Consider the following 22213-nt stretch of genomic DNA (forward strand, 5'->3'; position numbering starts at 1 on the left):
CACTGGCAAACGTCGATTCGTTGCGCGCCTGGCTCAGGGCCGCCATCGGCCCGCTGTGCGGCGACAGGGTCATGGCCTGCGGGATCGGCATCATCGCCACCTGCTGGGCGGTGTTGGAGCCCACGCGCTCGTCACGCGGCGGAATACCGAAGTACTCGCGGTAGCACTTGGAGAAGTGCGGGGTCGACACAAAGCCACATACCGATGCCACTTCGATGATCGACATCGGCGTCTGCTTCAGCAGCTGGCGCGCACGGATCAGCCGCAGCTTCAGGTAGTAGCGCGACGGCGAGCAGTGCAGGTACTTCTGGAACAACCGCTCAAGCTGGCGTCGCGACACCGACACGTACACCGCCAGTTCGTCCAGGTCGATCGGCTCTTCGAGGTTGGCCTCCATCAGCGCGACGATTTCCTGCAGCTTCGGCTGGTTGGTGCCGAGCATGTGCTTGAGCGGCACGCGCTGGTGGTCCTGCTCGTTGCGGATGCGCTCGTAGACGAACATCTCGGAAATGGCCGCCGACAATTCGCGGCCATGATCGCGGCTGATCAGGTGCAGCATCATGTCCAGCGGCGCGGTGCCACCGGAGCTGGTGAAGCGGTTACGGTCAAGGGTGAACAGGCGGGTGCTCATGTTCACCCGCGGGAAGGCCTCCTGCATCGCGGCCAGGCATTCCCAGTGCACGCTGCAGTCGAAGCCATCGAGCAGGCCGGCGCAGGCCAGCGCCCAGCTGCCGGTGCACACCGCGCCCAGCCTGCGCGACTGACGGGCCTGGGCTTGCAGCCAGGTAACGTGTTCACGGGTGACCGACCGCTGAATGCCAACCCCGCCGCAGACGATCACGGTGTCGATGGGCGGTGCATTGCTGATGGCGGCATCCGGGGTGATCTGCAAGCCATCGCTGGCCCATACCTGGCCACCGTCGACCGTCAGGGTGTGCCAGCGATACAACTCGCGCCCAGACAGCTGGTTGGCCATGCGCAGCGGCTCGACGGCCGATGCCAGGGAAATCAGGGTGAAGTTGTCCAATAGAAGAAACCCGATGGACTGGGGTGCTGTGCGGTTCTGGGTTGGGTTCCCGGAGGTGTACGACGTCATCGCGATTTCTCCTCACACAAATGCAGGGTGTGCCTCAGGCGGGCACTGATTTCTTGTTATTACCCCGATTCATGTGCCGGGGCTTGGTGGCCAATATCAACGCAAACGCCGTGCCTGAAATTGAACGGCTATCCAAAAAAACCTGAAAACGACGCCTTTATTCGGCAAATCAGGTGCTTTGATCGAGTTGGCCTGGTGTTCGCAAACGGGCGTGCTAGGCGCCATGCGTGTAACGGCTGAGCAATTTGGTGACACGCGCAGTGTAGGTTGCCCAGAAACGACACTCTTGAGTGTCACCGACAACACGAGTACTGATAACGACACCCGACGATCGGTAGGCGTCGTGCGCACCATAAAGAGGCATTGGTGATTGTGCTGCACCTGCATCAACCTCAAGGGCCTCTTCGCGGGTAAAACCGCGAAGAGGCCCTTGAGGGGGGATCAAACCATTAGCATTCGATAGCACTGACAGCCAGGCCACCGCGCGAGGTTTCTTTGTACTTGTCGTGCATGTCGGCCCCGGTATCGCGCATGGTGCGGATTACCTGGTCGAGAGAAATGAAGTGCTCACCGTCCCCGCGCAAGGCCATCTGCACCGCGTTGATGGCCTTTACCGCAGCAATCGCGTTGCGCTCGATGCACGGCACCTGCACCAGCCCGCCGACCGGGTCGCAGGTCAGGCCGAGGTTGTGCTCCAGGGCAATTTCAGCAGCGTTTTCCACTTGTGGCGGGGTAGCCCCGAGCACTTCGGCAAGGCCCGCTGCAGCCATGGCACAGGCCGAGCCGACTTCACCCTGGCACCCCACTTCGGCACCGGAGATCGAAGCGTTCTTCTTGCACAAGATGCCCACCGCAGCAGCACCGAGGAAGAAGTCGACCACGCTCGACTCGTCCACTTCATCGCTGAAACGCATGTAGTAGTGCAATACCGCCGGAATGATCCCGGCCGCGCCATTGGTAGGCGCGGTGACCATGCGCCCGCCGGCGGCGTTTTCTTCGTTGACCGCCAGGGCGAACAAGTTGACCCACTCCATGGCGCTCATGGTCGAGCCGATCACGTTGGGCTTGCCGATTTCCTGCAGGCTGCGGTGCAGCTTGGCGGCGCGGCGGCGCACATTCAGCCCGCCAGGTAGCGTGCCTTCGTACTTGAGGCCGTTGTTGACGCATTCCTGCATGGCCTCCCAGAGCTTGTGCAGGCCTGCGCGAATCTCTTGCTCGCTGCGCCAGACCTTCTCGTTGGCCATCATCAATTGCGACACGCTGAGGTCGTTTTGCTTGCACAGGCGCAGCAGTTCAGCGGCGCTGTTGAAGTCGTACGGCAGCACGGTCTGGTCGGCATCCAGCACGCCGCTGGCGGCCTGGGCAGCATCGACCACGAAACCGCCGCCCACCGAGTAGTAGGTGTCGCGGTGCAGCTCACCCTGCTCGCCTTCGGCAATCAGGGTCATGGCGTTGGGGTGGTATGGCAAGTTCTCGTCCAGCAGCAGCATGTCGCGGGCCCAGACGAATTCGATGGGTAGCCGGCCGTCCAGCTGCAGGGTGTCGGTTTCGCGCAGGTCGGCGATGCGCGGCACGATCTGGGTCGGGTCAATGGCGTCAGGCCATTCGCCCATCAGGCCCATGATGGTGGCGTTGTCGGTGCCGTGACCGATACCGGTGGCCGACAGCGAGCCGTAAAGACGCACCTCGATCCGTTTCACACGCTCCAGCTCGCCGCGTTCGCGCAGGCCCTGAACGAACAGGGCGCCAGCACGCATGGGGCCGACGGTGTGGGAGCTGGAGGGCCCGACACCGATCTTGAACAGGTCGAACACGCTGATGGCCATTGTCGAATCACCTCTTGCTGGGCTTGTCTCTGCGCGCCATGCGCAGGGCGGGGCAGCTGCTAGGCTGAAACAGCGGGCCGCCTTGAATGCCAGCATCATCGGGCTTTTACCGCCCCCCTCGCCGTCTGCAACCGACGTACTTTTGTCCAGCAGCGCCGCGCTGTTCGTTGCCTTCTCCACGCCGTTTTCCAGCGGCCTGGTGACGCAAAAATGCGGCCGAAGGGGTGGAAAAATCCATAAGCGACATCGCCCGTACTGGATACGACCCGTTCCGTACTGGATACGACCCTACCAGTAGGCGATTGCCCGGCGCTGGAGGATTATCGAAAGCGACTCGTAAAGCACGGCCACGCATCCTGCCCTCTGCAGGCCTGGTCGACCGGACCTTCAGAAAGCCCGGCGACCCACGCGAACCCGAAGACAAAATCACAGGAGTCCATCCATGAAAGGTTCACCCTCGCTGTTGCTGGTTGCGTTGCTGTCCACGCCATTGCTGGCCCAGGCCGCCGAACCCGAGCAGTGTCAGACGGTACGTTTCTCCGATGTCGGCTGGACCGACATCACAGTCACGACCGCGACCACCAGCGTTGTGCTCGAAGCCCTGGGTTACAAAACCCACACCACCATGATCTCGGTACCGGTGACCTACAAGTCGCTGGCCACCGGCAAGGACCTGGACGTGTTTCTCGGCAACTGGATGCCGACCATGGAAAACGACATCAAGCAGTACCGCGACGCCGGCACGGTGGAAACCGTGCGCGCCAACCTGGAAAACGCCAAGTACACCTTGGCCGTGCCCCAGGCGCTGTATGACAAGGGCCTGAAGGATTTCAGCGACATTCCCAAGTTCAAGAAAGAACTCGACAGCAAGATCTACGGCATCGAACCCGGCAACGATGGCAACCGCACCATCCAGAGCATGATCGACAAGAACGCCTTCGGCCTGAAGGACGCCGGTTTCAAGATCGTGCAATCGAGCGAGGCCGGCATGCTGTCGCAGGTCGACCGCGCGCAGAAGCGTGGCGAAGCGCTAGTGTTCCTGGGCTGGGAACCGCACCCGATGAACACCCGCTTCAAGATGCAGTACCTGACCGGCGGGGACGAATTCTTCGGCCCCGACTTCGGCAAGGCCACCGTGCTGACCAACACCCGCAAGGGCTACGCGCAGGAGTGCAGCAACGTTGGCCAGCTGTTGAAGAACCTGTCGTTCGAGCTCAAGGATGAAAGCACCATGATGGGCTATGTCCTGGACGACAAGATGAAACCCGAAGCCGCCGCCAAGAAATGGATCAAGGACAACCCAGGCAAGCTGGATGCCTGGCTGGCCGGCGTGACCACCGTGGATGGCAAACCTGGCCTGGAGGCGGCCAAGGCCAAGCTCACGCAATAACGAACCACGCAATAGCGCTACCTCGGGGCAGGACCGTGCCTGCCCCGGGTTGATTTCAATCTATGCAGGTGGAAGCTCGCTATCATGCTTATCGATCAGAAAATACCCCTGGGCCAGTACATCGCGTCGTTCGTCGAGTGGCTGACCCAGAACGGCGCGAATTACTTCGACGCCATCGCGCAAGGCCTGGAGTTCATGATCCATGGCGTCACCAGCGCCCTGACCTGGTTCAACCCGTTCGTTCTCATTGCCCTGTTCGCCGCCCTGGCGCACTTGATCCAGCGCAAATGGGCGCTGACCGTGTTCGTTGCCCTGTCGTTCCTGTTGATCCTCAACCTGGGCTACTGGCAGGAAACCATGGAAACCCTGGCCCAGGTCACCTTCGCCACGGTGGTGTGCGTGGTAATCGGCGTGCCGCTGGGCATCCTCGCCGCGCACAAACCGATGTTCTACACCGCCATGCGGCCGGTGCTCGACCTGATGCAAACGGTGCCCACCTTCGTCTACCTGATCCCAACCCTGACCCTGTTCGGCCTGGGCGTGGTGCCGGGGCTGATCTCCACCGTGGTATTCGCCATTGCCGCGCCTATTCGCCTGACTTACCTGGGCATCTGCGACGTGCCGCAAGAGCTGATGGACGCCGGCAAGGCCTTTGGCTGCTCGCGTCGCCAACTGCTTACCCGTATCGAACTGCCGCATGCGATGCCCAGCATCGCCGCCGGCGTCACCCAGTGCATCATGCTGTCGCTGTCGATGGTGGTGATTGCCGCCCTGGTCGGCGCTGACGGCCTGGGCAAACCTGTGGTCAACGCACTGAACACCGCCGATATCTCCCTGGGCTTCGAAGCGGGCCTGGCGATCGTGCTGCTGGCGATCATGCTCGACCGTATCTGCAAGCAACCGGAACTGCCGGTAAGGGGTGAGGCATGAGCATCATTCGTTTCGAAGACGTCGACGTCATTTTCTCCAACAAGCCACGCGAAGCGCTGTCGCTGCTGGACCAAGGCAAGACCCGCGAGCAGATCCTCAAGCAGACCGGCCTGGTGGTTGGCGTCGAGAAGGCCAACCTGGATATCAACAAGGGCGAGATCTGCGTGCTGATGGGCCTGTCCGGCTCGGGCAAGTCGAGCCTGCTGCGCTGCATCAACGGCCTCAACACCGTCAGCCGTGGCAAGCTGTTCGTCGAGCACGAAGGCAAGCACATCGACATTGCCCACTGCTCCCCGGCCGAGCTGAAGATGATGCGCACCAAGCGCATTGCCATGGTGTTCCAGAAGTTCGCCCTGATGCCCTGGCTGACGGTGCGCGAGAACATCAGCTTTGGTTTGGAAATGCAGGGCCGCCCGGAAAAGGAACGGCGCAAGCTGGTCGACGAGAAGCTTGAGCTGGTGGGCCTGACCCAATGGCGCAACAAGAAGCCGGACGAGCTGTCAGGCGGCATGCAGCAGCGCGTGGGCCTGGCCCGTGCACTGGCCATGGATGCCGACATCCTGTTGATGGACGAACCGTTCTCGGCCCTCGACCCGCTGATCCGCCAGGGCCTGCAGGACGAACTGCTGGGCCTGCAGGCCAAGCTGAGCAAGACCATCGTGTTCGTCAGCCATGACCTGGACGAGGCACTGAAGCTGGGTACCCGTATTGCGATCATGAAGGACGGGCGGATCATCCAGTACAGCAAGCCGGAAGAAATCGTGCTCAACCCGGCCGACGAATACGTGCGCACCTTCGTCGCCCACACCAACCCGCTGAACGTGCTGTGCGGCCGCAGCCTGATGCGCAGCCTGGACAACTGCAAGCGGGTCAATGGTTCGGTGTGCCTGGACCCCGGTATCGATTCGTGGCTGGACCTGGGCGAAGGCGGCGCGCTCAAGCGTGCTCGCCAGGGCCAGAACGGGCTGGACATGCAGAACTGGGCACCGGGGCAGGATGTGGAGCTGCTGGAGCGCAGACCGACCGTGGTGCACGCCGACATCGGCATGCGCGAGGCGCTGCAGATTCGTTATCAGACTGGCAACAAGCTGGTGCTGCAGGATAACGACAGGGTGGTGGGGATTCTTGGGGATACCGAGCTTTATCACGCGTTGCTCGGCAAGAATCACGGGTGATGCAATTGGGGCCGCGTTGCGGCCCATCGCGACACAAGGCCGCTCCTACAGAGATACGCATTACCCTGTAGGAGCGGCCTTGTGTCGCGATAGGAGGGCAAAGCCCTCCCAGCGATCTGTCAGCGAACGACGATCCCGCGCGAAGCCATGTAGGCCTTGGCTTCCGGTACCGTGTACTCGCCAAAGTGGAAGATACTGGCCGCCAGCACCGCGCTGGCATGCCCTTCCAGAATACCGTCAGCCAGGTGCTGCAGGTTGCCCACACCACCCGAGGCAATCACCGGAATACCCAGCGCATCACTGATGGCACGGGTAACGCCCAGGTCGAAGCCGTTCTTCATGCCGTCCTGGTCCATGCTGGTGAGCAGAATTTCGCCTGCACCCAGGCCTTCCATCTTCTTCGCCCACTCCACTGCATCCAGGCCAGTCGGCTTGCGCCCACCGTGGGTGAAAATCTCCCAGCGCGGCGTTTCACCCGGCCCGGACACTTTCTTGGCATCGATGGCGACAACGATGCACTGCGAACCGAAACGGTCCGCAGCCTCGCCCACGAACTCCGGGTTGAACACCGCAGCCGTGTTGATCGAAACCTTGTCGGCACCGGCGTTGAGCAGGTTACGGATGTCCTGCACGGTACGCACGCCACCGCCCACGGTCAGCGGGATGAACACCTGGCTGGCCATGCGCTCGACGGTATGCAGGGTAGTGTCGCGGCCATCGACGCTGGCGGTGATGTCGAGGAAAGTGATTTCGTCGGCACCCTGCTCGTTGTACCGACGGGCAATTTCCACCGGGTCGCCGGCATCACGGATGTTCTCGAACTTGACGCCCTTGACCACCCGGCCGTTGTCCACGTCCAGGCAAGGGATGATGCGCTTGGCCAGTGCCATGGTTCAGTCCTCAGCCTTGGTAGTTGTCGCAGAAGGCCTGGGCCTCGGCGACATCGAGCGTGCCTTCGTAGATGGCACGGCCTGTGATGGCGCCGACAATGCCTGGCGCCTTGGCGTCGAGCAGGGCCTTGATGTCGCCCAGGTTGTGAATGCCGCCAGACGCGATCACCGGAATGCGGGTGGCTTCGGCCAGCGCCTTGGTGAACGGCACGTTGCAGCCCTGCATCATGCCGTCCTTGGCGATGTCGGTGTAGACGATCGCCGAGACGCCATCGGCCTCGAAACGCTTGGCCAGGTCGATGACCTGCACCGAGCTGACTTCGGCCCAGCCGTCGGTGGCGACGAAGCCGTCCTTGGCATCCAGGCCAACGATGACCTTGCCTGGGAAGGCCTTGCACGCTTCGGCGACGAACTCGGGCTGCTTGACCGCCTTGGTGCCGATGATCACGTAGCTGACGCCAGCCTTGACGTAGTGCTCGATGGTTTCCAGCGAACGGATACCGCCGCCGATCTGGATCGGCAGAGTCGGGTAACGTTTGGCGATGGCGGTAACCACTTCACCGTTGACCGGTTGGCCTTCGAAAGCGCCGTTGAGGTCGACCAGGTGCAGGCGGCGGCAGCCACCCTCGACCCACTTGGCGGCCATGCTCACCGGGTCGTCGGAAAATACCGTGGAGTCTTCCATGCGGCCCTGGCGCAGGCGCACGCAGGCACCGTCCTTCAGATCGATAGCGGGGATAATCAGCATCTTGGGAACCTGTCTATTTGTTGGGTTTCAGGGCTTCTCGAGTGCCCACAGGTCGCTTTCGATGCTCTCGAACCGCTCCTTGAGGTGCAGCTGAACATCGGCAATCGCCCTGTTGTAGTAATGGGGTGCAATTTCCTTGGTGAACAGCTCGAGGACTTCGGCCACCTCGAACGACCCCAGCTGCAGCTCGAAGCGGTCTTCAAGGAAGCGCTTGAGCGTGTCGAGCGCATCGCGCTCCTGCTCGGGGGCCAGGGTCATGATCGGGGCCTTGGTCTTCGACCTGCTCATTACCAGCGCCCGTCCCAGGCGACGAAGTTCTGCAGCAACTGCAGGCCATGGGTATGGCTCTTCTCCGGGTGGAACTGCACGGCAAAGCGCGAGCCATCAGCCAGCGCGGCGGCGAAATCGACGCCATAGTGGCCGCGACCGACCACCTGGCCCGGCTTGCCGGCATTGATGTAGTAGCTGTGCACGAAGTAGAAACGTGCGCGGTCGGGGATGTCGTGCCACAGCGGGTGGTCGATGGTCTGGGCAACTTCGTTCCAGCCCATGTGCGGCACCTTCAGGTGCTCGCCGTCTTCTCGCAGGTCTTTGCCGAAGAAACGCACCTGGCCGGGAAACAGACCGATGCAATCGACACCGGTGTTTTCTTCGCTGTGTTCGAGCAGCGCCTGCATACCGACGCAGATACCGAGGAACGGGCGGTCCTGGCTGACTTCACGTACCAGGCTGTCGAAGCCCAGGCGGCGGATTTCGGCCATGCAGTCGCGAATCGCACCCACACCTGGGAACACCACGCGGTCGGCCTCGCGGATCACTGCGGCATCGCTGGTGACCAACACCTTACCGGCACCTACGTGCTCAAGCGCCTTGGCCACCGAGTGCAGGTTGCCCATGCCATAGTCGATTACGGCTACCGTCTGCATTTACAGGCACCCTTTGGTGGAAGGCATCTGCCCGGCCATGCGCTCGTCGAGGGTAATGGCCATGCGCAGAGCGCGGCCGAAAGCCTTGAACACGGTTTCGATCTGGTGGTGGGTGTTGTGGCCACGCAGGTTGTCGATGTGCAGGGTGACCAGGGCATGGTTGACGAAGCCCTGGAAAAACTCCTGGAACAGGTCGACATCGAAGCCACCAACGCTGGCGCGGGTGTACGGCACGTGCATCTGCAGGCCTGGGCGGCCAGAAAAGTCGATGACCACGCGCGACAGCGCTTCGTCCAGCGGCACGTAGGCATGGCCGTAGCGGAAGATGCCTTTCTTGTCACCGATGGCCTGGGCGAATGCCATGCCCAGGGTAATGCCAACGTCTTCGACGGTATGGTGATCGTCGATATGCGTGTCACCCTTGCACTCGATATCCAGATCGATCAGCCCATGGCGGGCGATCTGGTCCAGCATGTGTTCAAGGAAAGGCACACCGATATCGAATCGGGCCTTGCCACTGCCATCGAGGTTGATCGAGCACTTGACCTGGGTTTCCAGGGTATTGCGCTCGACGGAAGCCTTACGTTCGACCATCACCAGCTCCGCAAAATCATTGGGCGAAAAGGGCTCCATTATAGGCCCAGAACGCGCCAGCTTGAAACGCGGATGACATATGGCAAAGCGAGGAATTACGCGGGCTAGATGCCGCTACAGGTCTATACAACCAGGTAATTGGGGCTGCCTTGCAACCCCAAAGGAGCGGCTCAGTGGAACAGCACAGCTGTCTTCTGCAAGGTTACCCACACCCCCCAGGCCAACGGCACGACCACCACAGCCCAGGCCAGCAGCACCAGTGGCAGGCTGCCCGGCGCCGCTTTCCACTCCAGCGAGCGTGCACTGTCGGCGCCCTTGTCATGGCTCAACGCCCGCTCGGCGGCCAGCTCTGCATCGCTCATGAAATGCTTGTCGGCCACCGGGCGTACCAGCATGTTGCAGATAAAGCCCAGCACCAGCAGGCCAGCGAGGATGTACAAGGTCATGTCGTAAGCCGCTGCCCGCTCCACACCCGCGGCCAACTGAGACTCACGCAGGTAGGTGATCAACACCGGCCCCAGCACCCCCGCCGCCGCCCAGGCCGTCAGCAGACGACCATGAATGGCGCCGACCATCTGCGTACCGAACAGGTCAGCCAGGTACGCCGGCACGGTCGCGAAACCGCCACCATACATCGACAGGATGATGCAGAACGCGGCCACGAACAGCGCCACGTTACCCAAGTGCCCCATGTTCGGCACCAGGCTGTAAAGGCCAACGCCCAAGGCGAAGAAAGCGAAGTAGGTGTTCTTGCGGCCGATGTAGTCGGAGAAGGACGCCCAGAAGAACCGCCCGCCAATGTTGAACAGGCTCAGCAAACCGGTGAAACCGGCAGCGATCGCGGCAATTTGCGCCAGCTGGGCAGTGTTCAGCTGGCTGAAGGTCAGTTCGTTGCCCAGCAGCTTGCCGGCGAACACCTCCTGCAGCAGCGGCGAAGCCATGCCAAGAATGCCGATGCCTGCCGACACGTTCAGGCACAACACCAGCCAGATCAGCGCAAACTGAGGCGTCTTCCAGGCCACGCTGACGTGCACGTGACGGTCGGTGACCATGGCGTTGCCGGCCTTTTTCACCGGGGCCGTCCAGCCTTCAGGCTTCCAGCCGGTCGGCGGGACACGATATGCCAGAGCGCCGGCAGTCATGAACACGAAGTAGATCGCCGCCATGGCGACGAAGCTCTGCCACACGCCAACTTCATGCTCGTTGCCAAAATGCCCCATCAGCGCGGTGGCCAGCGGTGCACCCACCATGGCCCCGCCGCCAAAGCCCATGATCGCCATGCCGGTGGCCATGCCGCGCTTGTCCGGGAACCACTTGATCAGGGTCGACACTGGCGAGATATAGCCCAATCCCAGGCCGATACCGCCAATCACGCCGGAGCCCAGCCACATCAGCCATAGCTGGTGGGTTTTCACGCCGATTGCCGAAAGCAGCATGCCGCCACACCAGCACAGGGCCGAAACCAGGCCAGCCTTGCGCGGGCCGGCGTGCTCCAGCCAACCGCCCAGCACCGCCGCCGAGCAGCCGAGAAAGACGAAGAACAGGGTGTAGATCCAGCTCAGCATCGAGATCGGCCAGTCGCATTCGGCGCTGAACATCCGGGCCATGAAGCTCATGTCTGCGGCACAGGCAACGGGGGCGGTGATGCCGAGGGCTTGCGACAAAGGCAACCAGAACACCGAGAAGCCATAGGCCATGCCGATGCACAAGTGAATGGCCAGGGCGGCGGGTGGCACCAGCCAGCGGTTGAAGCCCGGGCGGGCGATGATGCGCTCCTTCGACAGGAAGCCTGGCGCACTGGCCGAGGAGCCCGTCGCGACGGTACTGGTCATGGATCTGATCCTTGTTATAGGGAGGGTGCTCGCAAAGCGGCGCAAGGTTAGCAGAGCCAAGTAGCGTGAAAGCAATCTGATATCGTGATTTATTGCTTGGCTGAAACGGTCCTCTTTCCTGTGCCAGCCTCTTCGCGGGTAAACCCGCGAAGAGGCCGGCACAGGCGAACATCTGCCCGCCGAAAGCCGTACCATCTGCTGAAAACGTAGGATATGCCCTGTATCTCTGGTCGAATACGCAGGGACAACCCTCGCGGCGTTATACTCTGCCGCCTGAATTTCACTAACGGACTACAAGGACTCGCCCATGAAAGCGTTCGGCAAAATCCTGGGACTGGGGCTTCTCGGGTTGCTGCTGATCATCGTGGCGCTGGGCTTCGCCCTGACCCACCTCTTTGATCCCAACGACTACAAAGACGAGATTCGCCAGCTGGCACGCGACAAGGCTCACGTGGAGCTGACCCTCAACGGCGATATCGGCTGGAGCCTGTTCCCATGGCTGGGCCTGGAGCTGCACGAAGCCAGCATCGCCACCTTGGCCAAACCCAAGGAACCGTTCGCCGACCTGCAGATGCTCGGCCTTTCGGTCCGTGTACTGCCATTGCTGCGCCGCGAAGTGCAAATGAGCGATGTACGCGTCGAAGGCCTGAACCTGACCCTGGCGCGTGACGAACAGGGCCATGGCAACTGGGAAGACATCGGCAAGCCGCTGCCTGCGCAAAACGGCACAACCGCCGGTGCACCCGCGCAGCCACCTGCCGAGCAGAAGCCCACGACCGCCGACAACAACGACCGCGCCGTCAAGCTGGACATCGACAGCCTGACCGTGAACAACGCCCGCGTGCAGTACACCGATGCCAAGACCGGCCAAAGCTATAGCGCCGAAAGCATCCAGCTGAGCACCGGCCCGGTCCATGAAGGCGCCAACATTCCGCTCAAGGCCAGCGCCTTCATCAGCGCCAGCCAACCGAGCATCAAGGCCCGCACCGAGCTGGCCGGCGAACTGCGCTTCGACCGCAAGCTCAAGCGCTACAACTTCGAAGACATGCGCCTGTCGGGCGAAACCTCGGGTGAACCCACTGGTGGCAAGACCGTGACCTTTGCCGCCCAAGGCCAACTGCTGGTAGACCTGGCTGCCAATGTGGCTTCGTGGAACGGCCTGAAAGTCTCCGCCAACCAGCTGCGCGCCCTCGGTGAGCTGAACCTGCGTGACCTGGACAAGGCACCCCAGCTGAGCGGCGGTCTGTCCATCGCCCAGTTCAACCTGCGCACCTTCCTCGACAGCATCGGCCGCCCACTGCCGGCCACCAACGACCCGGCCGCCTTCGCCAAGCTGGAGCTGGTGACTCGCCTGCAGGGCACGCCCAACAGCCTGGCCCTGGAAGACCTGGCGGTGAAGCTGGACGACAGCACCTTCAGCGGCCGCGTGGCCGTCGAAGACTTCGCCAAGCAGGCCCTGCGCCTGCAGCTCAAAGGCGACACCTTCGACGCCGACCGCTACCTGCCGGCCAAGAGCGAAGAAGCCAAGGGCGCCACCGCTGCGCGCCAGGCCGAGGTGAAGCAACAGGAAGCCAGCGCCGTGGCCGGTGCCGGCACCACGCCACTGCCCAATGCCCCGACTCAGGTGGCCTGGAGCGACGACAAACTGCTGCCGGTGGACCGCCTGCGCGCCCTCGACCTGCAGGCCGACCTGGCCTTCGGTTCGTTGACCCTGGACAAGCTGCCGATCGAAGACGCCCAGCTCAAGGCCATTGGCCAAGCTGGCCTGTTGACCCTGCAAACCCTGCGCGGCGAACTGTACAACGGCACCTTCGAAGCCAAGGGCACGGTCGACGTGCGCCCTGCCGTGCCACAACTGGGCGTGAACACCAACATCCAACGGGTGCCGGTGGAGCACTTCATCAAGACCGAAGGCAAGGAGCAGACGCCACCGGTCAAGGGCCTGCTGACCCTGACCAGTGATCTGACGGCCACCGGTAACAGCCAGAAGGCACTGGTCGACACCCTGAACGGCAGCGCAAACTTCACCATCAACGACGGTGTGCTGGTCAATGCCAACCTGGAACAGCAGCTGTGCCAGGCCATCGCCACCCTCAACCGCAAAACCCTGAGCGGCGAACCACGCGGCAAGGACACCCCGTTCCAGGAGCTGCGCGGCAGCCTCGTGGTACGCAATGGCGTCGCCAGCAACCCGGACCTCAAGGCCCGCATCCCAGGCCTGACCGTCAACGGCCATGGTGACCTCGACCTGCGCGTGCTGGGCATGGACTACAACGTGGGTGTGATCGTCGAAGGCGACCAACGCGCCATGCCGGACCCTGCCTGCCAGGTCAACGAACGGTATGTTGGCGTTGAAGTGCCGCTGCGCTGCCGCGGCCCGCTGGAACTTGGCGCCAAGGCCTGCCGCCTGGACCAGAACGGCCTGGGCAAGGTGGCGGCCAAGCTGGCCGGCAACCGCCTGCAAGACAAGATCGACGAAAAGCTTGAAGAAAAACTTGGAGACAAAGTGAGCCCGGAAGTGAAAGACGCGCTCAAGGGGCTGTTCAAGCGATGAGCCCCGAGCAGTTCTCCAGCGCTGTGCTGGATTGGTATGACGAGCACGGCCGGCACGACCTGCCCTGGCAACAGGGCATCACCCCGTACCGGGTATGGGTGTCAGAAATCATGCTGCAGCAGACCCAGGTCAGCACCGTGCTCAACTACTTCGACCGCTTCATGCAGGCCCTGCCGACCGTGCAGGCCCTGGCTGAGGCGCCGGAGGACGAAGTGCTGCACCTGTGGACCGGGCTGGGCTACTACACCCGTGCCCGCAACCTGCAAAAGGCCGCGAAGATCGTCGTCGAACAACATGGCGGCGAATTCCCGCGCAGTGTCGAGCAGCTTACCGAGCTGCCCGGCATCGGCCGCTCCACGGCAGGTGCCATCGCCAGCATCAGCATGGGCATCCGCGCGCCGATCCTCGACGGCAACGTCAAGCGCGTGCTGGCCCGCTACAGCGCCCAGGCGGGCTACCCCGGCGAGCCCAAGGTGGCCAACCAGCTGTGGGCCACCGCCGAGCGCTTCACCCCACAATTGCGCGCCAACCACTACACCCAGGCGATGATGGACATGGGCGCCACGCTGTGCACGCGCAGCAAGCCCAGCTGCCTGATCTGCCCGCTGCAGCGCGGCTGCGAAGCGCACCTGCACGGTGAAGAAACCCGCTACCCCGAGCCCAAGCCGCGCAAAGCGCTGCCGCAACGGCGCACCCTGATGCCTCTGCTGACCAACCCCGAAGGCGCCATCCTGTTGTATCGCCGCCCCTCCAGCGGCCTGTGGGGTGGTTTGTGGAGCCTGCCGGAGCTGGATGACATTGCCCAACTCGAAGACCTGGCCTATCAGCACGGCCTACGCCTGGCTGGCAGCCACGCCATGGATGGCCTGACCCACACCTTCAGCCACTTCCAGCTGGCGATCGAGCCCTGGCTGGTGCGCGTCGACCCGGTCGGCGAGCACATGGCCGAGGCCGACTGGCTCTGGTATAACCTCGCCACCCCGCCGCGCCTGGGCCTTGCCGCCCCGGTAAAAAAGCTGCTTGAACGCGCGGCCGACGAACTGATTGCAGGAGACGCCCGATGACCCGCACCGTGATGTGCCGCAAGTACCAAGAAGAACTCCCAGGCCTGGAACGCCCGCCCTACCCAGGCGCCAAGGGCCAGGACATCTTCGAACACATCTCGCAGAAAGCCTGGGCTGACTGGCAGAAGCACCAGACCATGCTGATCAACGAAAAGCGCCTGAACATGATGAACGCCGAGGACCGCAAATTCCTCCAGGCCGAGATGGACAAGTTTTTCGCCGGCGAAGAATACGCCCAGGCCGAAGGCTACGTTCCACCGGCCGAATGACCCCAAAAATCGTAAGCGACGGAATTAATTTAAAATTTTTTCAAAAAGTCGTTGACGAGCGGTCCGGAAATCTATTTAATTCACCTCGTCGCCCAGATAGCTCAGTCGGTAGAGCAGAGGATTGAAAATCCTCGTGTCGGCGGTTCGACTCCGTCTCTGGGCACCACCTTCAAGCTTCTGGTGGTTGCAAAGTTACCCGAAGCGACAACAAGAAACCCGCCTAGTGCGGGTTTTTTGTTGCCTGTGATTTTTGCTCATTGACCAGCATCAAGTAGCCACCATTCGCTCACCTTCATAATCGAGGACGGACATCCGAATCGACTAGCAAGGACCCCATGAGCGAAGAATCCCCCCTACTGCTCCCCGCCCCCGGCGAACCTGCCGTCACCCCAGTCCGCACGCGCCGCCCACGCCAGCGCAAGCCGGAACCGACGATCACCCGCATCAGCCAGCAACCCGCAGCGCTGGAAGTGGCTACCGCCCCCAGGGGCAGCAATGAAGACAGCACCTCGGCGCGCCTACCGGCCAGCTACCCCTACCGCACCCGGCTGCGCCGCCAGGACTAGGAGAAGGCCAAGCACGCGCTACAGATAGAGCTGCTGAAGGTGCAGAGCTGGGTAAAGGACACCGGCCAACGTGTGGTGATTCTGTTCGAAGGGCGTGATGCCGCAGGCAAGGGCGGCACCATCAAGCGCTTCATGGAGCACCTCAACCCACGCGGTGCGCGCATCGTTGCGCTCGAGAAGCCTTCCGAGCAGGAGCAGGGCCAGTGGTATTTCCAGCGCTATATCCAGCACCTGCCCACGGCGGGTGAAATGGTGTTCTTCGACCGCTCCTGGTACAACCGCGCCGGGGTAGAGAAGGTGATGGAGTTCTGCACGCCACTGCAGTACCTGGAATTCATGCGCCAGGCGCCGGACCTTGAGCGCATGCTGTGCAACAGCGGCATCCTGCTGTTCAAGTACTGGTTTTCGGTGAACCGCGAAGAGCAGCTGCGCCGCTTCATCTCGCGCCGCGACGACCCGCTCAAGCACTGGAAGCTGTCACCTATCGACATCAAGTCGCTGGACAAGTGGGAAGACTACACCGCCGCCAAGGAAGCGATGTTCTTCCATACCGACACTGCCGATGCACCGTGGACAGTGATCAAGTCCGATGACAAGAAGCGTGCGCGGCTCAACTGCATCCGCCACTTCCTGCACTCGCTGGACTACCCCGACAAGGACCATAGCGTGGCCCATGCGCCGGATGAACTGCTGGTCGGCAGGGCATCGCACGGGTTCGAAGAGGATGAGCCCGCCCCGCTGGCGAGTTGAAACGCCGAGGCAGCTGCGCTTCAATACGCGCAATTTCCGAACACCCCAAGGATTCACCCCATGGCCACCCCTACCAAGCAACAGAAACGCGCCAAACGCGCCGCCAGCAAGGCCAAGCAGAACCGCATGGTGCGCAGCGGCCAGGCGGTCAAGGCCAGTGCCGGCGACAGCGCCAGCGTCGAGCAGGTGTACAACAAGGCCATGGAGTCGGGCAGCTACGACGCGATGTTCAACAAGATGAAGGAAGCCCAGGAGGGCGGCCTGGTACCGATGATCTCGGTATTCCTGGTGGACCCGCTGCTGGCCCTGGTACTCAAGGGGCACAAGGAAGAGCACGCCACCGACTACATCGTGCTGGTGTTCAACGCCTACCGCAAATGGCTGGACGGCGCTGACGAAGAGGCCACCATGGCCTGGCTGGAGAGCGATGAGTTCCAGGAGGCCTATATCGCCGCTTCCGAACTGGTTGCCAAGCAGCAGCAACAGCAGAAGCAGTTCGGCTGACAGGGCCGTTTAACCTGCCAACGAAGAAGGCCGTGCCCCTCACAGGGCACGGCCTTTTCATCTCAGCCAGCGCGGATCAGTTATCCAGCGCCACCCGTCCGGCAGCCTCACGCTTGCGGTGCACCAGCAAGCCAGCTGCCACCACACCAATACTCAGCAGCGCAGTCGCGATGATTTCGGCGCGGTGATCTTCACGCAACGCCATTACCACCAGAATGGCAACGATGAAGGCAATGGTCGCCCAGGTCAGGCCCGGGAACAGCCACATCTTGAATGTGATTTTCTCGCCGCGGGCTTCACGCTGGGCACGCATGCGCAACTGCGACACGGCAATCACCAGGTACACCAGCAGCGCAATGGCGCCCGAACTGGCCAGCAGGAACTCGAACACCTGGGCCGGGGCCACGAAGTTGGCGAACACGCAAAGGAACGCCGCTGCCGTGGACAGCAAAACCGCCACGTGCGGGGTAGCCGCCTTGGTGGTGCGCTGGGCGATGGCCGGTGCGTCGCCACGCTTGCTCAGCGAGAACAGCATGCGCGACGAAGTGTACAGCGCCGAGTTCAGGCAGCTGGTCACCGCGATCAACACCACGATGTCGACGATCAGCTTGGCATTCGGTACGCCGATACGGCTCAGCACGGTCTGGTAGGAACCGGTTTCGGCCAGCGCTGGGTCGTTCCAAGGCACCAAGGCCACGACCAGGAAGATCGACACCAGGTAGAACAGGCAGATACGCCAGATCACCGAATTGGTGGCACGGCTGATCTGCTTGCCCGGGTCCTTCGACTCGGCAGCGGCGATGGTGACGATTTCAGTACCCATGAACGAGAACATGGTGGTCAGCATCGCGGCCAGCACGGCGCCCAGGCCGTTCGGCATGAAACCTTGGGTATCGAACAGGTGGCTGGCACCGCTCACCTGACTGTTTGGCACGAAGCCGAACAAGGCAGCACAGCCCACGGCGATGAAGCCGATGATCGCCAGCACCTTGAGCAGGGCGAACCAGAACTCGAACTCACCGTAGTTCTTAACGCTGCACAGGTTGGTCAGCGTCAGCGCCAAGGTAATGATGAGGGAGAATGCCCACAGGTCGACCGCAGGGAACCACGCATGCAGGATGGCTGCGGCGGCATTGGCCTCCAGCGGTATCACCAGCACCCAGAACCACCAGTACAGCCAGCCAATGGTGAAACCGGCCCAGCGCCCGATGGCGCGGTCGGCATATGTGGAGAACGAACCGGTGTCAGGCGAGGCGACAGCCATTTCACCCAACATGCGCATCACCAGCACCACCAGGGTACCGGCGGCGGCATATGCCAGCAGCACGGCAGGGCCGGCAGCTGCGATGGCGTGGCCGGAGCCTACGAACAGGCCGGCACCGATGACGCCAGCGATGGACAGCATGGTCACATGCCGTTGTTTGAGCCCCTGAGCGAGGTCATTGGAATTGTTACCGCTCATTGAAACTACCTTTGTAAGGAGTGGACCACTCCGACTGCGAGTACAAAGCGCACCAAGGGTTGGCCTAGGCGTCGCTGCAATCGGCGGTTTCCTACTGGCAATAAGCGCGCCATGTGCTGAATGCATTCGTCAGAAGTTTCTGCGGGCCTTTTAGGACGCGGCTTGGAGGGCTTTCGGCCAAGACTTGACCGAAAGAGCACCAAATCATCGGATTACTGAAATACCCACTTACAAATGCACCACAGGTGCTCCCCGGTAACACCTGTGCACCACCGCAATGCAAAAAAGTGCAACCTTGAGGTACAACCTTTAAAGCTAGCGACGCATTCGCGGGTAAACCTGCCCCCACTGGAATCGTTTGACCTAAAGGTCGGCTTTACCCCGCCAATGGGCCAAAACCGCTTCCATGAGCGGCCCAAAGGTGGCACCATCGCGCCTTTTTTCATCAAGGCTCTGGTGCTGGGCGACACCTTCGCGGACATCTGCGCGACGTTACGCTGTAGCGATGCGACAAACTGCCCCACCAGTGCCCACAGTCCCCGGCGACCCTGTTGGCCGTCATAATGCCGCTATGCTAGCTTGGCGCACGCCAGGAAGGCCGCCAATAGCTGGGAACGCACCCGAACACATGAGGACCGCACATGGCTCAGGCCACGCCCGCGCTGGAAATCCGCAATCTGCACAAACGCTACGGCGAGCAGGAAATTCTCAAGGGCATTTCGCTGACCGCACGCGACGGTGACGTGATCTCCATCCTGGGGTCGTCCGGCTCCGGCAAGTCCACCCTGCTGCGCTGCATCAACCTGCTCGAGAACCCGCACCAGGGCGAAATCCTGGTCGCCGGCGAAGCCCTCAAGCTCAAGGCCGCCAAGAACGGCGACCTGGTCGCAGCCGACAACCGCCAGATCAATCGCCTGCGCAGCGAAATCGGCTTTGTCTTCCAGAACTTCAACCTGTGGCCGCACATGTCGATCCTCGACAACATCATCGAGGCGCCACGCCGCGTGCTCGGCCAAAGCAAGGCCGAGGCCATCGAAGCCGCCGAAGCGCTGCTGAACAAGGTCGGCATCTACGACAAGCGCCACAGCTACCCCGCCCAGCTTTCCGGAGGCCAGCAACAGCGCGCCGCCATTGCCCGTACCCTGGCCATGAAGCCCAAAGTGATCCTGTTCGACGAGCCCACCTCGGCGCTCGATCCGGAAATGGTCCAGGAAGTGCTAAACGTTATCCGCGCATTGGCCGAAGAAGGCCGTACCATGCTGCTGGTGACGCACGAGATGAGCTTTGCCCGCCATGTGTCCAGTGAAGTCGTCTTCCTGCACCAAGGCCTGGTCGAAGAGCAGGGATCGCCGCAGCAGGTCTTCGAAAACCCGACCTCGGCGCGTTGCAAGCAATTCATGTCCAGCCACCGCTAACGGAGCAATACATGCACACTTACAAGAAGTTCCTCCTGGCAGCTGCTGCCACGCTGGTGATGTCGGCAAACGCCATGGCCGCAGAAAAACTGCGCATGGGTATCGAAGCCGCCTACCCACCGTTCAACAACAAGGATGCCAGCGGTAACGTGGTTGGTTTCGACAAAGACATCGGTGACGCCCTGTGCGCCAAGATGAAAGTCGAATGCTCGGTCGTTACCTCCGACTGGGACGGCATCATCCCGGCCCTGAATGCCAAGAAGTTCGACTTCCTGGTGTCGTCGCTGTCGATCACCGACGAGCGCAAGCAGGCCGTGGACTTCACCGAGCCGTACTACTCCAACAAGCTGCAGTTCATCGCGCCGAAAAACGTCGATTTCAAAACTGACAAAGAGTCGCTGAAAGGCAAGGTAATCGGCACCCAGCGCGCCACCCTGGCCGGCACCTACCTTGAAGACAACTTCAAGGGCGTCGACGTGAAGCTGTACGACACCCAGGAAAACGCCTACCTGGACCTGGTGTCCGGCCGCATCGACGGCATCCTGGCCGACAAGTACGTACAGTACGAGTGGCTGAAGAGCAAAGACGGCTCGAACTTCGAGTTCAAGGGCGAGCCGGTGATGGACAGCGACAAGATCGGCATTGCCGTGCGCAAAGGTGACACCAAGCTGCGCGACAACCTGAACAAAGCCCTGGCAGAAATCAAAGCCGACGGCACGTACAAGAAGATCAACGACAAGTACTTCCCGTTCAGCATCGAATGACCCGCCCTGACCGGCGCGCCCTTGCGGCGCGCCAGTCCCTAGAATGACCTGCCCATGAATATCGACCTGCACGGATTCGGTCCGGCCATGATGGCCGGCACCTTGATGACCGTAAAACTGGCGCTTTGCGCCTTGCTGCTGGGGCTGGTGCTGGGCCTGCTCGGCGCCCTGGCCAAGACCTCCCCGCTCAAGCCGCTGCAATGGCTTGGCGGCTTTTACTCGACCCTGGTTCGCGGCGTGCCCGAACTGCTGTGGGTGCTGCTTATCTATTTCGGCACCGTCGGGCTGATGAACAGCCTCGGCGAAGCCCTGAACATGCCTGGCCTTGAGCTGAGTGCCTTCGCGGCCGGTGTGATCGCCCTGGGCCTGTGCTTCGGCGCCTATGCCACCGAGGTGTTCCGTGGCGCCATCCTGGCGATTCCCAAGGGCCACCGTGAAGCGGGCCTGGCACTGGGCCTGTCCAAGGGCCGCATCCTGTCGCGGATCATCCTCCCGCAGATGTGGCGCATCGCCCTGCCCGGCCTTGGCAACCTGTTCATGATCCTGATGAAGGACACCGCACTGGTGTCGGTAATCGGCCTTGAAGAGATCATGCGTCATTCGCAGATAGGCGTGACCGTGACCAAAGAGCCGTTCACCTTCTACATGGTCGCGGCCTGCATTTACCTGGGCCTGACCGTCCTTGCCATGACCGGCATGCACTTCATGGAAAAACGCGCCGCTCGCGGCTTTGCGAGGGCCGAATAATGAATTGGGAAGTCATCTTCAAATGGCTGCCACGCCTGGCCGAAGGCGCAACCCTTACCCTGGAGCTGGTGGCCATTGCCGTGGTTGCCGGGTTGATCCTGGCCATCCCGCTGGGCATCGCCCGCTCCTCACGCCATTGGTACGTGCGTGCGGTGCCGTTCAGCTACATCTTCTTCTTCCGTGGTACGCCACTGTTAGTGCAGCTGTTCCTGGTCTACTACGGCCTGGCGCAGTTCGATGCCGTGCGCTCCAGCTCGCTGTGGCCGTACCTGCGCGATCCGTTCTGGTGCACGGTGCTGACCATGACCCTGCACACCGCCGCGTACATCGCCGAGATCCTGCGTGGCGCGCTGCAGTCGATCCCCAAGGGCGAGATCGAAGCGGCACGCGCGCTGGGCATGTCACGGGGCAAGGCACTGTTCTACATCATGCTGCCACGTGCTGCGCGCATCGGCCTGCCGGCGTATAGCAACGAAGTGATCCTGATGCTCAAGGCCAGCGCCCTGGCCAGTACCGTGACCCTGCTGGAACTGACCGGCATGGCCCGTACCATCATTGCGCGGACCTACCTGCCGGTGGAAATCTTCTTCGCGGCCGGGGTGTTCTACCTGGTGATCTCGTTCTTGCTGGTGCAGGGCTTCAAGCTGCTGGAGCGCTGGTTGCGCGTGGATGCCTGCCAAGGCCGCTGAGCCGTCCCGGCCTCTTCGCGGG

Annotated in this window: 20 protein-coding genes, 1 tRNA gene and 1 pseudogene; 13 read left to right on the top strand and 9 right to left on the bottom strand. The window is 62.1% G+C overall.

Annotated elements, in window-relative coordinates:
* Positions 1–1096, bottom strand: a 1096-nt coding sequence (locus APH35_RS03555) for a GlxA family transcriptional regulator (RefSeq protein WP_060514220.1), incomplete at its 3' end; no start/stop codon positions are given.
* 449 nt (positions 1097–1545) lie between these two features.
* A complete protein-coding gene (locus APH35_RS03560) occupies positions 1546–2922 on the bottom strand; it encodes an L-serine ammonia-lyase (protein ID WP_012270098.1) in 1377 nt (458 codons plus the stop codon).
* A gap of 442 nt (positions 2923–3364) precedes the next feature.
* Between APH35_RS03560 and APH35_RS03565 the strand changes: the two genes are divergently transcribed.
* The 3 genes from APH35_RS03565 to choV all read left to right on the top strand — a co-directional run bounded on the left by APH35_RS03565 (position 3365) and on the right by choV (position 6417).
* Positions 3365–4312 carry a choline ABC transporter substrate-binding protein gene (locus APH35_RS03565; protein WP_012270097.1) on the top strand — a complete coding sequence of 316 codons (948 nt, stop codon included), beginning with the start codon at positions 3365–3367 and terminating at the stop codon, positions 4310–4312.
* 81 nt (positions 4313–4393) lie between these two features.
* Positions 4394–5242 carry a choline ABC transporter permease subunit gene (gene choW, locus APH35_RS03570; protein ID WP_174244689.1) on the top strand — a complete coding sequence of 283 codons (849 nt, stop codon included), beginning with the start codon at positions 4394–4396 and terminating at the stop codon, positions 5240–5242.
* On the top strand, positions 5239–6417 hold the full coding sequence (choV, locus tag APH35_RS03575) for a choline ABC transporter ATP-binding protein (protein WP_012270095.1): 1179 nt from the start codon (positions 5239–5241) through the stop codon (positions 6415–6417). Before choW ends, choV begins: the two co-directional genes overlap by 4 nt.
* A 119-nt stretch (positions 6418–6536) precedes the next feature.
* Here the strand turns inward: choV and hisF are convergent, their stop codons facing one another.
* The 6 genes from hisF to APH35_RS03605 all read right to left on the bottom strand — a co-directional run bounded on the left by hisF (position 6537) and on the right by APH35_RS03605 (position 11407).
* Entirely contained in the window at positions 6537–7307 is a 771-nt protein-coding gene (gene hisF, locus APH35_RS03580; protein ID WP_008091498.1) for an imidazole glycerol phosphate synthase subunit HisF, read from the bottom strand.
* A 10-nt stretch (positions 7308–7317) separates the two neighbouring features.
* Entirely contained in the window at positions 7318–8055 is a 738-nt protein-coding gene (gene hisA, locus APH35_RS03585) for a 1-(5-phosphoribosyl)-5-[(5-phosphoribosylamino)methylideneamino]imidazole-4-carboxamide isomerase (RefSeq protein WP_060494680.1), read from the bottom strand.
* Between the two features lie 27 nt (positions 8056–8082).
* A complete protein-coding gene (locus tag APH35_RS03590) occupies positions 8083–8343 on the bottom strand; it encodes a DUF2164 domain-containing protein (protein ID WP_012270093.1) in 261 nt (86 codons plus the stop codon).
* Positions 8343–8981, bottom strand: coding sequence for an imidazole glycerol phosphate synthase subunit HisH (hisH, locus tag APH35_RS03595; protein WP_060514221.1), 639 nt, complete (start codon positions 8979–8981; stop codon positions 8343–8345). The genes APH35_RS03590 and hisH overlap by 1 nt, the downstream gene beginning before the upstream one ends.
* Entirely contained in the window at positions 8982–9575 is a 594-nt protein-coding gene (gene hisB / locus APH35_RS03600) for an imidazoleglycerol-phosphate dehydratase HisB (protein ID WP_003255736.1), read from the bottom strand.
* Positions 9576–9745: 170 nt separating this feature from the next.
* A complete protein-coding gene (locus APH35_RS03605) occupies positions 9746–11407 on the bottom strand; it encodes an OFA family MFS transporter (protein ID WP_012270090.1) in 1662 nt (553 codons plus the stop codon).
* 307 nt (positions 11408–11714) lie between these two features.
* On the opposite strand from APH35_RS03605, the gene APH35_RS03610 reads away from it, so the two are divergent.
* From APH35_RS03610 to APH35_RS03635, 6 genes and pseudogenes are all read left to right on the top strand, one after another.
* The gene (locus APH35_RS03610) at positions 11715–13961 is read left to right on the top strand and encodes an AsmA family protein (protein WP_012270089.1); all 2247 of its coding nucleotides are present in this window, start codon (positions 11715–11717) and stop codon (positions 13959–13961) included.
* On the top strand, positions 13958–15025 hold the full coding sequence (mutY, locus tag APH35_RS03615) for an A/G-specific adenine glycosylase (RefSeq protein ID WP_060493522.1): 1068 nt from the start codon (positions 13958–13960) through the stop codon (positions 15023–15025). The genes APH35_RS03610 and mutY overlap by 4 nt, the downstream gene beginning before the upstream one ends.
* Positions 15022–15294, top strand: coding sequence for an oxidative damage protection protein (locus APH35_RS03620; protein WP_003255742.1), 273 nt, complete (start codon positions 15022–15024; stop codon positions 15292–15294). Before mutY ends, APH35_RS03620 begins: the two co-directional genes overlap by 4 nt.
* 90 nt (positions 15295–15384) lie before the next feature.
* Positions 15385–15460 (top strand) — tRNA-Phe (locus APH35_RS03625).
* A 169-nt stretch (positions 15461–15629) separates the two neighbouring features.
* A pseudogene (ppk2, locus tag APH35_RS03630) lies at positions 15630–16610 on the top strand (polyphosphate kinase 2).
* A gap of 60 nt (positions 16611–16670) precedes the next feature.
* Positions 16671–17114, top strand: coding sequence for a hypothetical protein (locus APH35_RS03635; protein ID WP_012270086.1), 444 nt, complete (start codon positions 16671–16673; stop codon positions 17112–17114).
* A 76-nt stretch (positions 17115–17190) separates the two neighbouring features.
* Here the strand turns inward: APH35_RS03635 and gabP are convergent, their stop codons facing one another.
* Complete coding sequence (gabP, locus tag APH35_RS03640) at positions 17191–18576, bottom strand: GABA permease (protein WP_012270085.1); 1386 nt, start codon at positions 18574–18576, stop codon at positions 17191–17193.
* A gap of 641 nt (positions 18577–19217) precedes the next feature.
* Here gabP and APH35_RS03645 point away from each other — a divergent pair.
* The 4 genes from APH35_RS03645 to APH35_RS03660 are packed head-to-tail and all read left to right on the top strand — an operon-like array spanning position 19218 to position 22191.
* Positions 19218–19991: an ABC transporter ATP-binding protein gene (locus tag APH35_RS03645; RefSeq protein WP_003257472.1), complete on the top strand. Its 774-nt coding sequence runs from the start codon at positions 19218–19220 to the stop codon at positions 19989–19991.
* A gap of 11 nt (positions 19992–20002) precedes the next feature.
* Positions 20003–20755, top strand: a complete 753-nt coding sequence (locus tag APH35_RS03650) for an ABC transporter substrate-binding protein (RefSeq protein ID WP_060493527.1) — start codon at positions 20003–20005, stop codon at positions 20753–20755.
* A gap of 54 nt (positions 20756–20809) precedes the next feature.
* A complete protein-coding gene (locus APH35_RS03655) occupies positions 20810–21502 on the top strand; it encodes an ABC transporter permease (protein ID WP_003255749.1) in 693 nt (230 codons plus the stop codon).
* Positions 21502–22191 (top strand): ABC transporter permease, encoded by a 690-nt coding sequence (locus APH35_RS03660; RefSeq protein WP_012270083.1) that lies wholly within the window; start codon positions 21502–21504, stop codon positions 22189–22191. Before APH35_RS03655 ends, APH35_RS03660 begins: the two co-directional genes overlap by 1 nt.
* The last annotated feature ends 22 nt before the right edge of the window (positions 22192–22213 follow it).

Source organism: Pseudomonas sp. NBRC 111132 (genome assembly GCF_001320565.1).
In the GTDB taxonomy this organism is placed as follows: domain Bacteria; phylum Pseudomonadota; class Gammaproteobacteria; order Pseudomonadales; family Pseudomonadaceae; genus Aquipseudomonas; species Aquipseudomonas putida_P.

Coding starts and splice junctions, on each gene's coding strand:
- APH35_RS03655 (WP_003255749.1), top strand. CDS start 20,810: ATGAATATCGACCTGCACGGATTCGGTCCGGCCATGATGGCCGGCACC.
- APH35_RS03620 (WP_003255742.1), top strand. CDS start 15,022: ATGACCCGCACCGTGATGTGCCGCAAGTACCAAGAAGAACTCCCAGGC.
- APH35_RS03635 (WP_012270086.1), top strand. CDS start 16,671: ATGGCCACCCCTACCAAGCAACAGAAACGCGCCAAACGCGCCGCCAGC.
- hisH (WP_060514221.1), bottom strand. CDS start 8,981: ATGCAGACGGTAGCCGTAATCGACTATGGCATGGGCAACCTGCACTCG.
- APH35_RS03650 (WP_060493527.1), top strand. CDS start 20,003: ATGCACACTTACAAGAAGTTCCTCCTGGCAGCTGCTGCCACGCTGGTG.
- hisB (WP_003255736.1), bottom strand. CDS start 9,575: ATGGTCGAACGTAAGGCTTCCGTCGAGCGCAATACCCTGGAAACCCAG.
- APH35_RS03645 (WP_003257472.1), top strand. CDS start 19,218: ATGGCTCAGGCCACGCCCGCGCTGGAAATCCGCAATCTGCACAAACGC.
- APH35_RS03565 (WP_012270097.1), top strand. CDS start 3,365: ATGAAAGGTTCACCCTCGCTGTTGCTGGTTGCGTTGCTGTCCACGCCA.
- APH35_RS03660 (WP_012270083.1), top strand. CDS start 21,502: ATGAATTGGGAAGTCATCTTCAAATGGCTGCCACGCCTGGCCGAAGGC.
- APH35_RS03590 (WP_012270093.1), bottom strand. CDS start 8,343: ATGAGCAGGTCGAAGACCAAGGCCCCGATCATGACCCTGGCCCCCGAG.
- hisF (WP_008091498.1), bottom strand. CDS start 7,307: ATGGCACTGGCCAAGCGCATCATCCCTTGCCTGGACGTGGACAACGGC.
- APH35_RS03605 (WP_012270090.1), bottom strand. CDS start 11,407: ATGACCAGTACCGTCGCGACGGGCTCCTCGGCCAGTGCGCCAGGCTTC.
- APH35_RS03610 (WP_012270089.1), top strand. CDS start 11,715: ATGAAAGCGTTCGGCAAAATCCTGGGACTGGGGCTTCTCGGGTTGCTG.
- gabP (WP_012270085.1), bottom strand. CDS start 18,576: ATGAGCGGTAACAATTCCAATGACCTCGCTCAGGGGCTCAAACAACGG.
- mutY (WP_060493522.1), top strand. CDS start 13,958: ATGAGCCCCGAGCAGTTCTCCAGCGCTGTGCTGGATTGGTATGACGAG.
- hisA (WP_060494680.1), bottom strand. CDS start 8,055: ATGCTGATTATCCCCGCTATCGATCTGAAGGACGGTGCCTGCGTGCGC.
- choV (WP_012270095.1), top strand. CDS start 5,239: ATGAGCATCATTCGTTTCGAAGACGTCGACGTCATTTTCTCCAACAAG.
- APH35_RS03560 (WP_012270098.1), bottom strand. CDS start 2,922: ATGGCCATCAGCGTGTTCGACCTGTTCAAGATCGGTGTCGGGCCCTCC.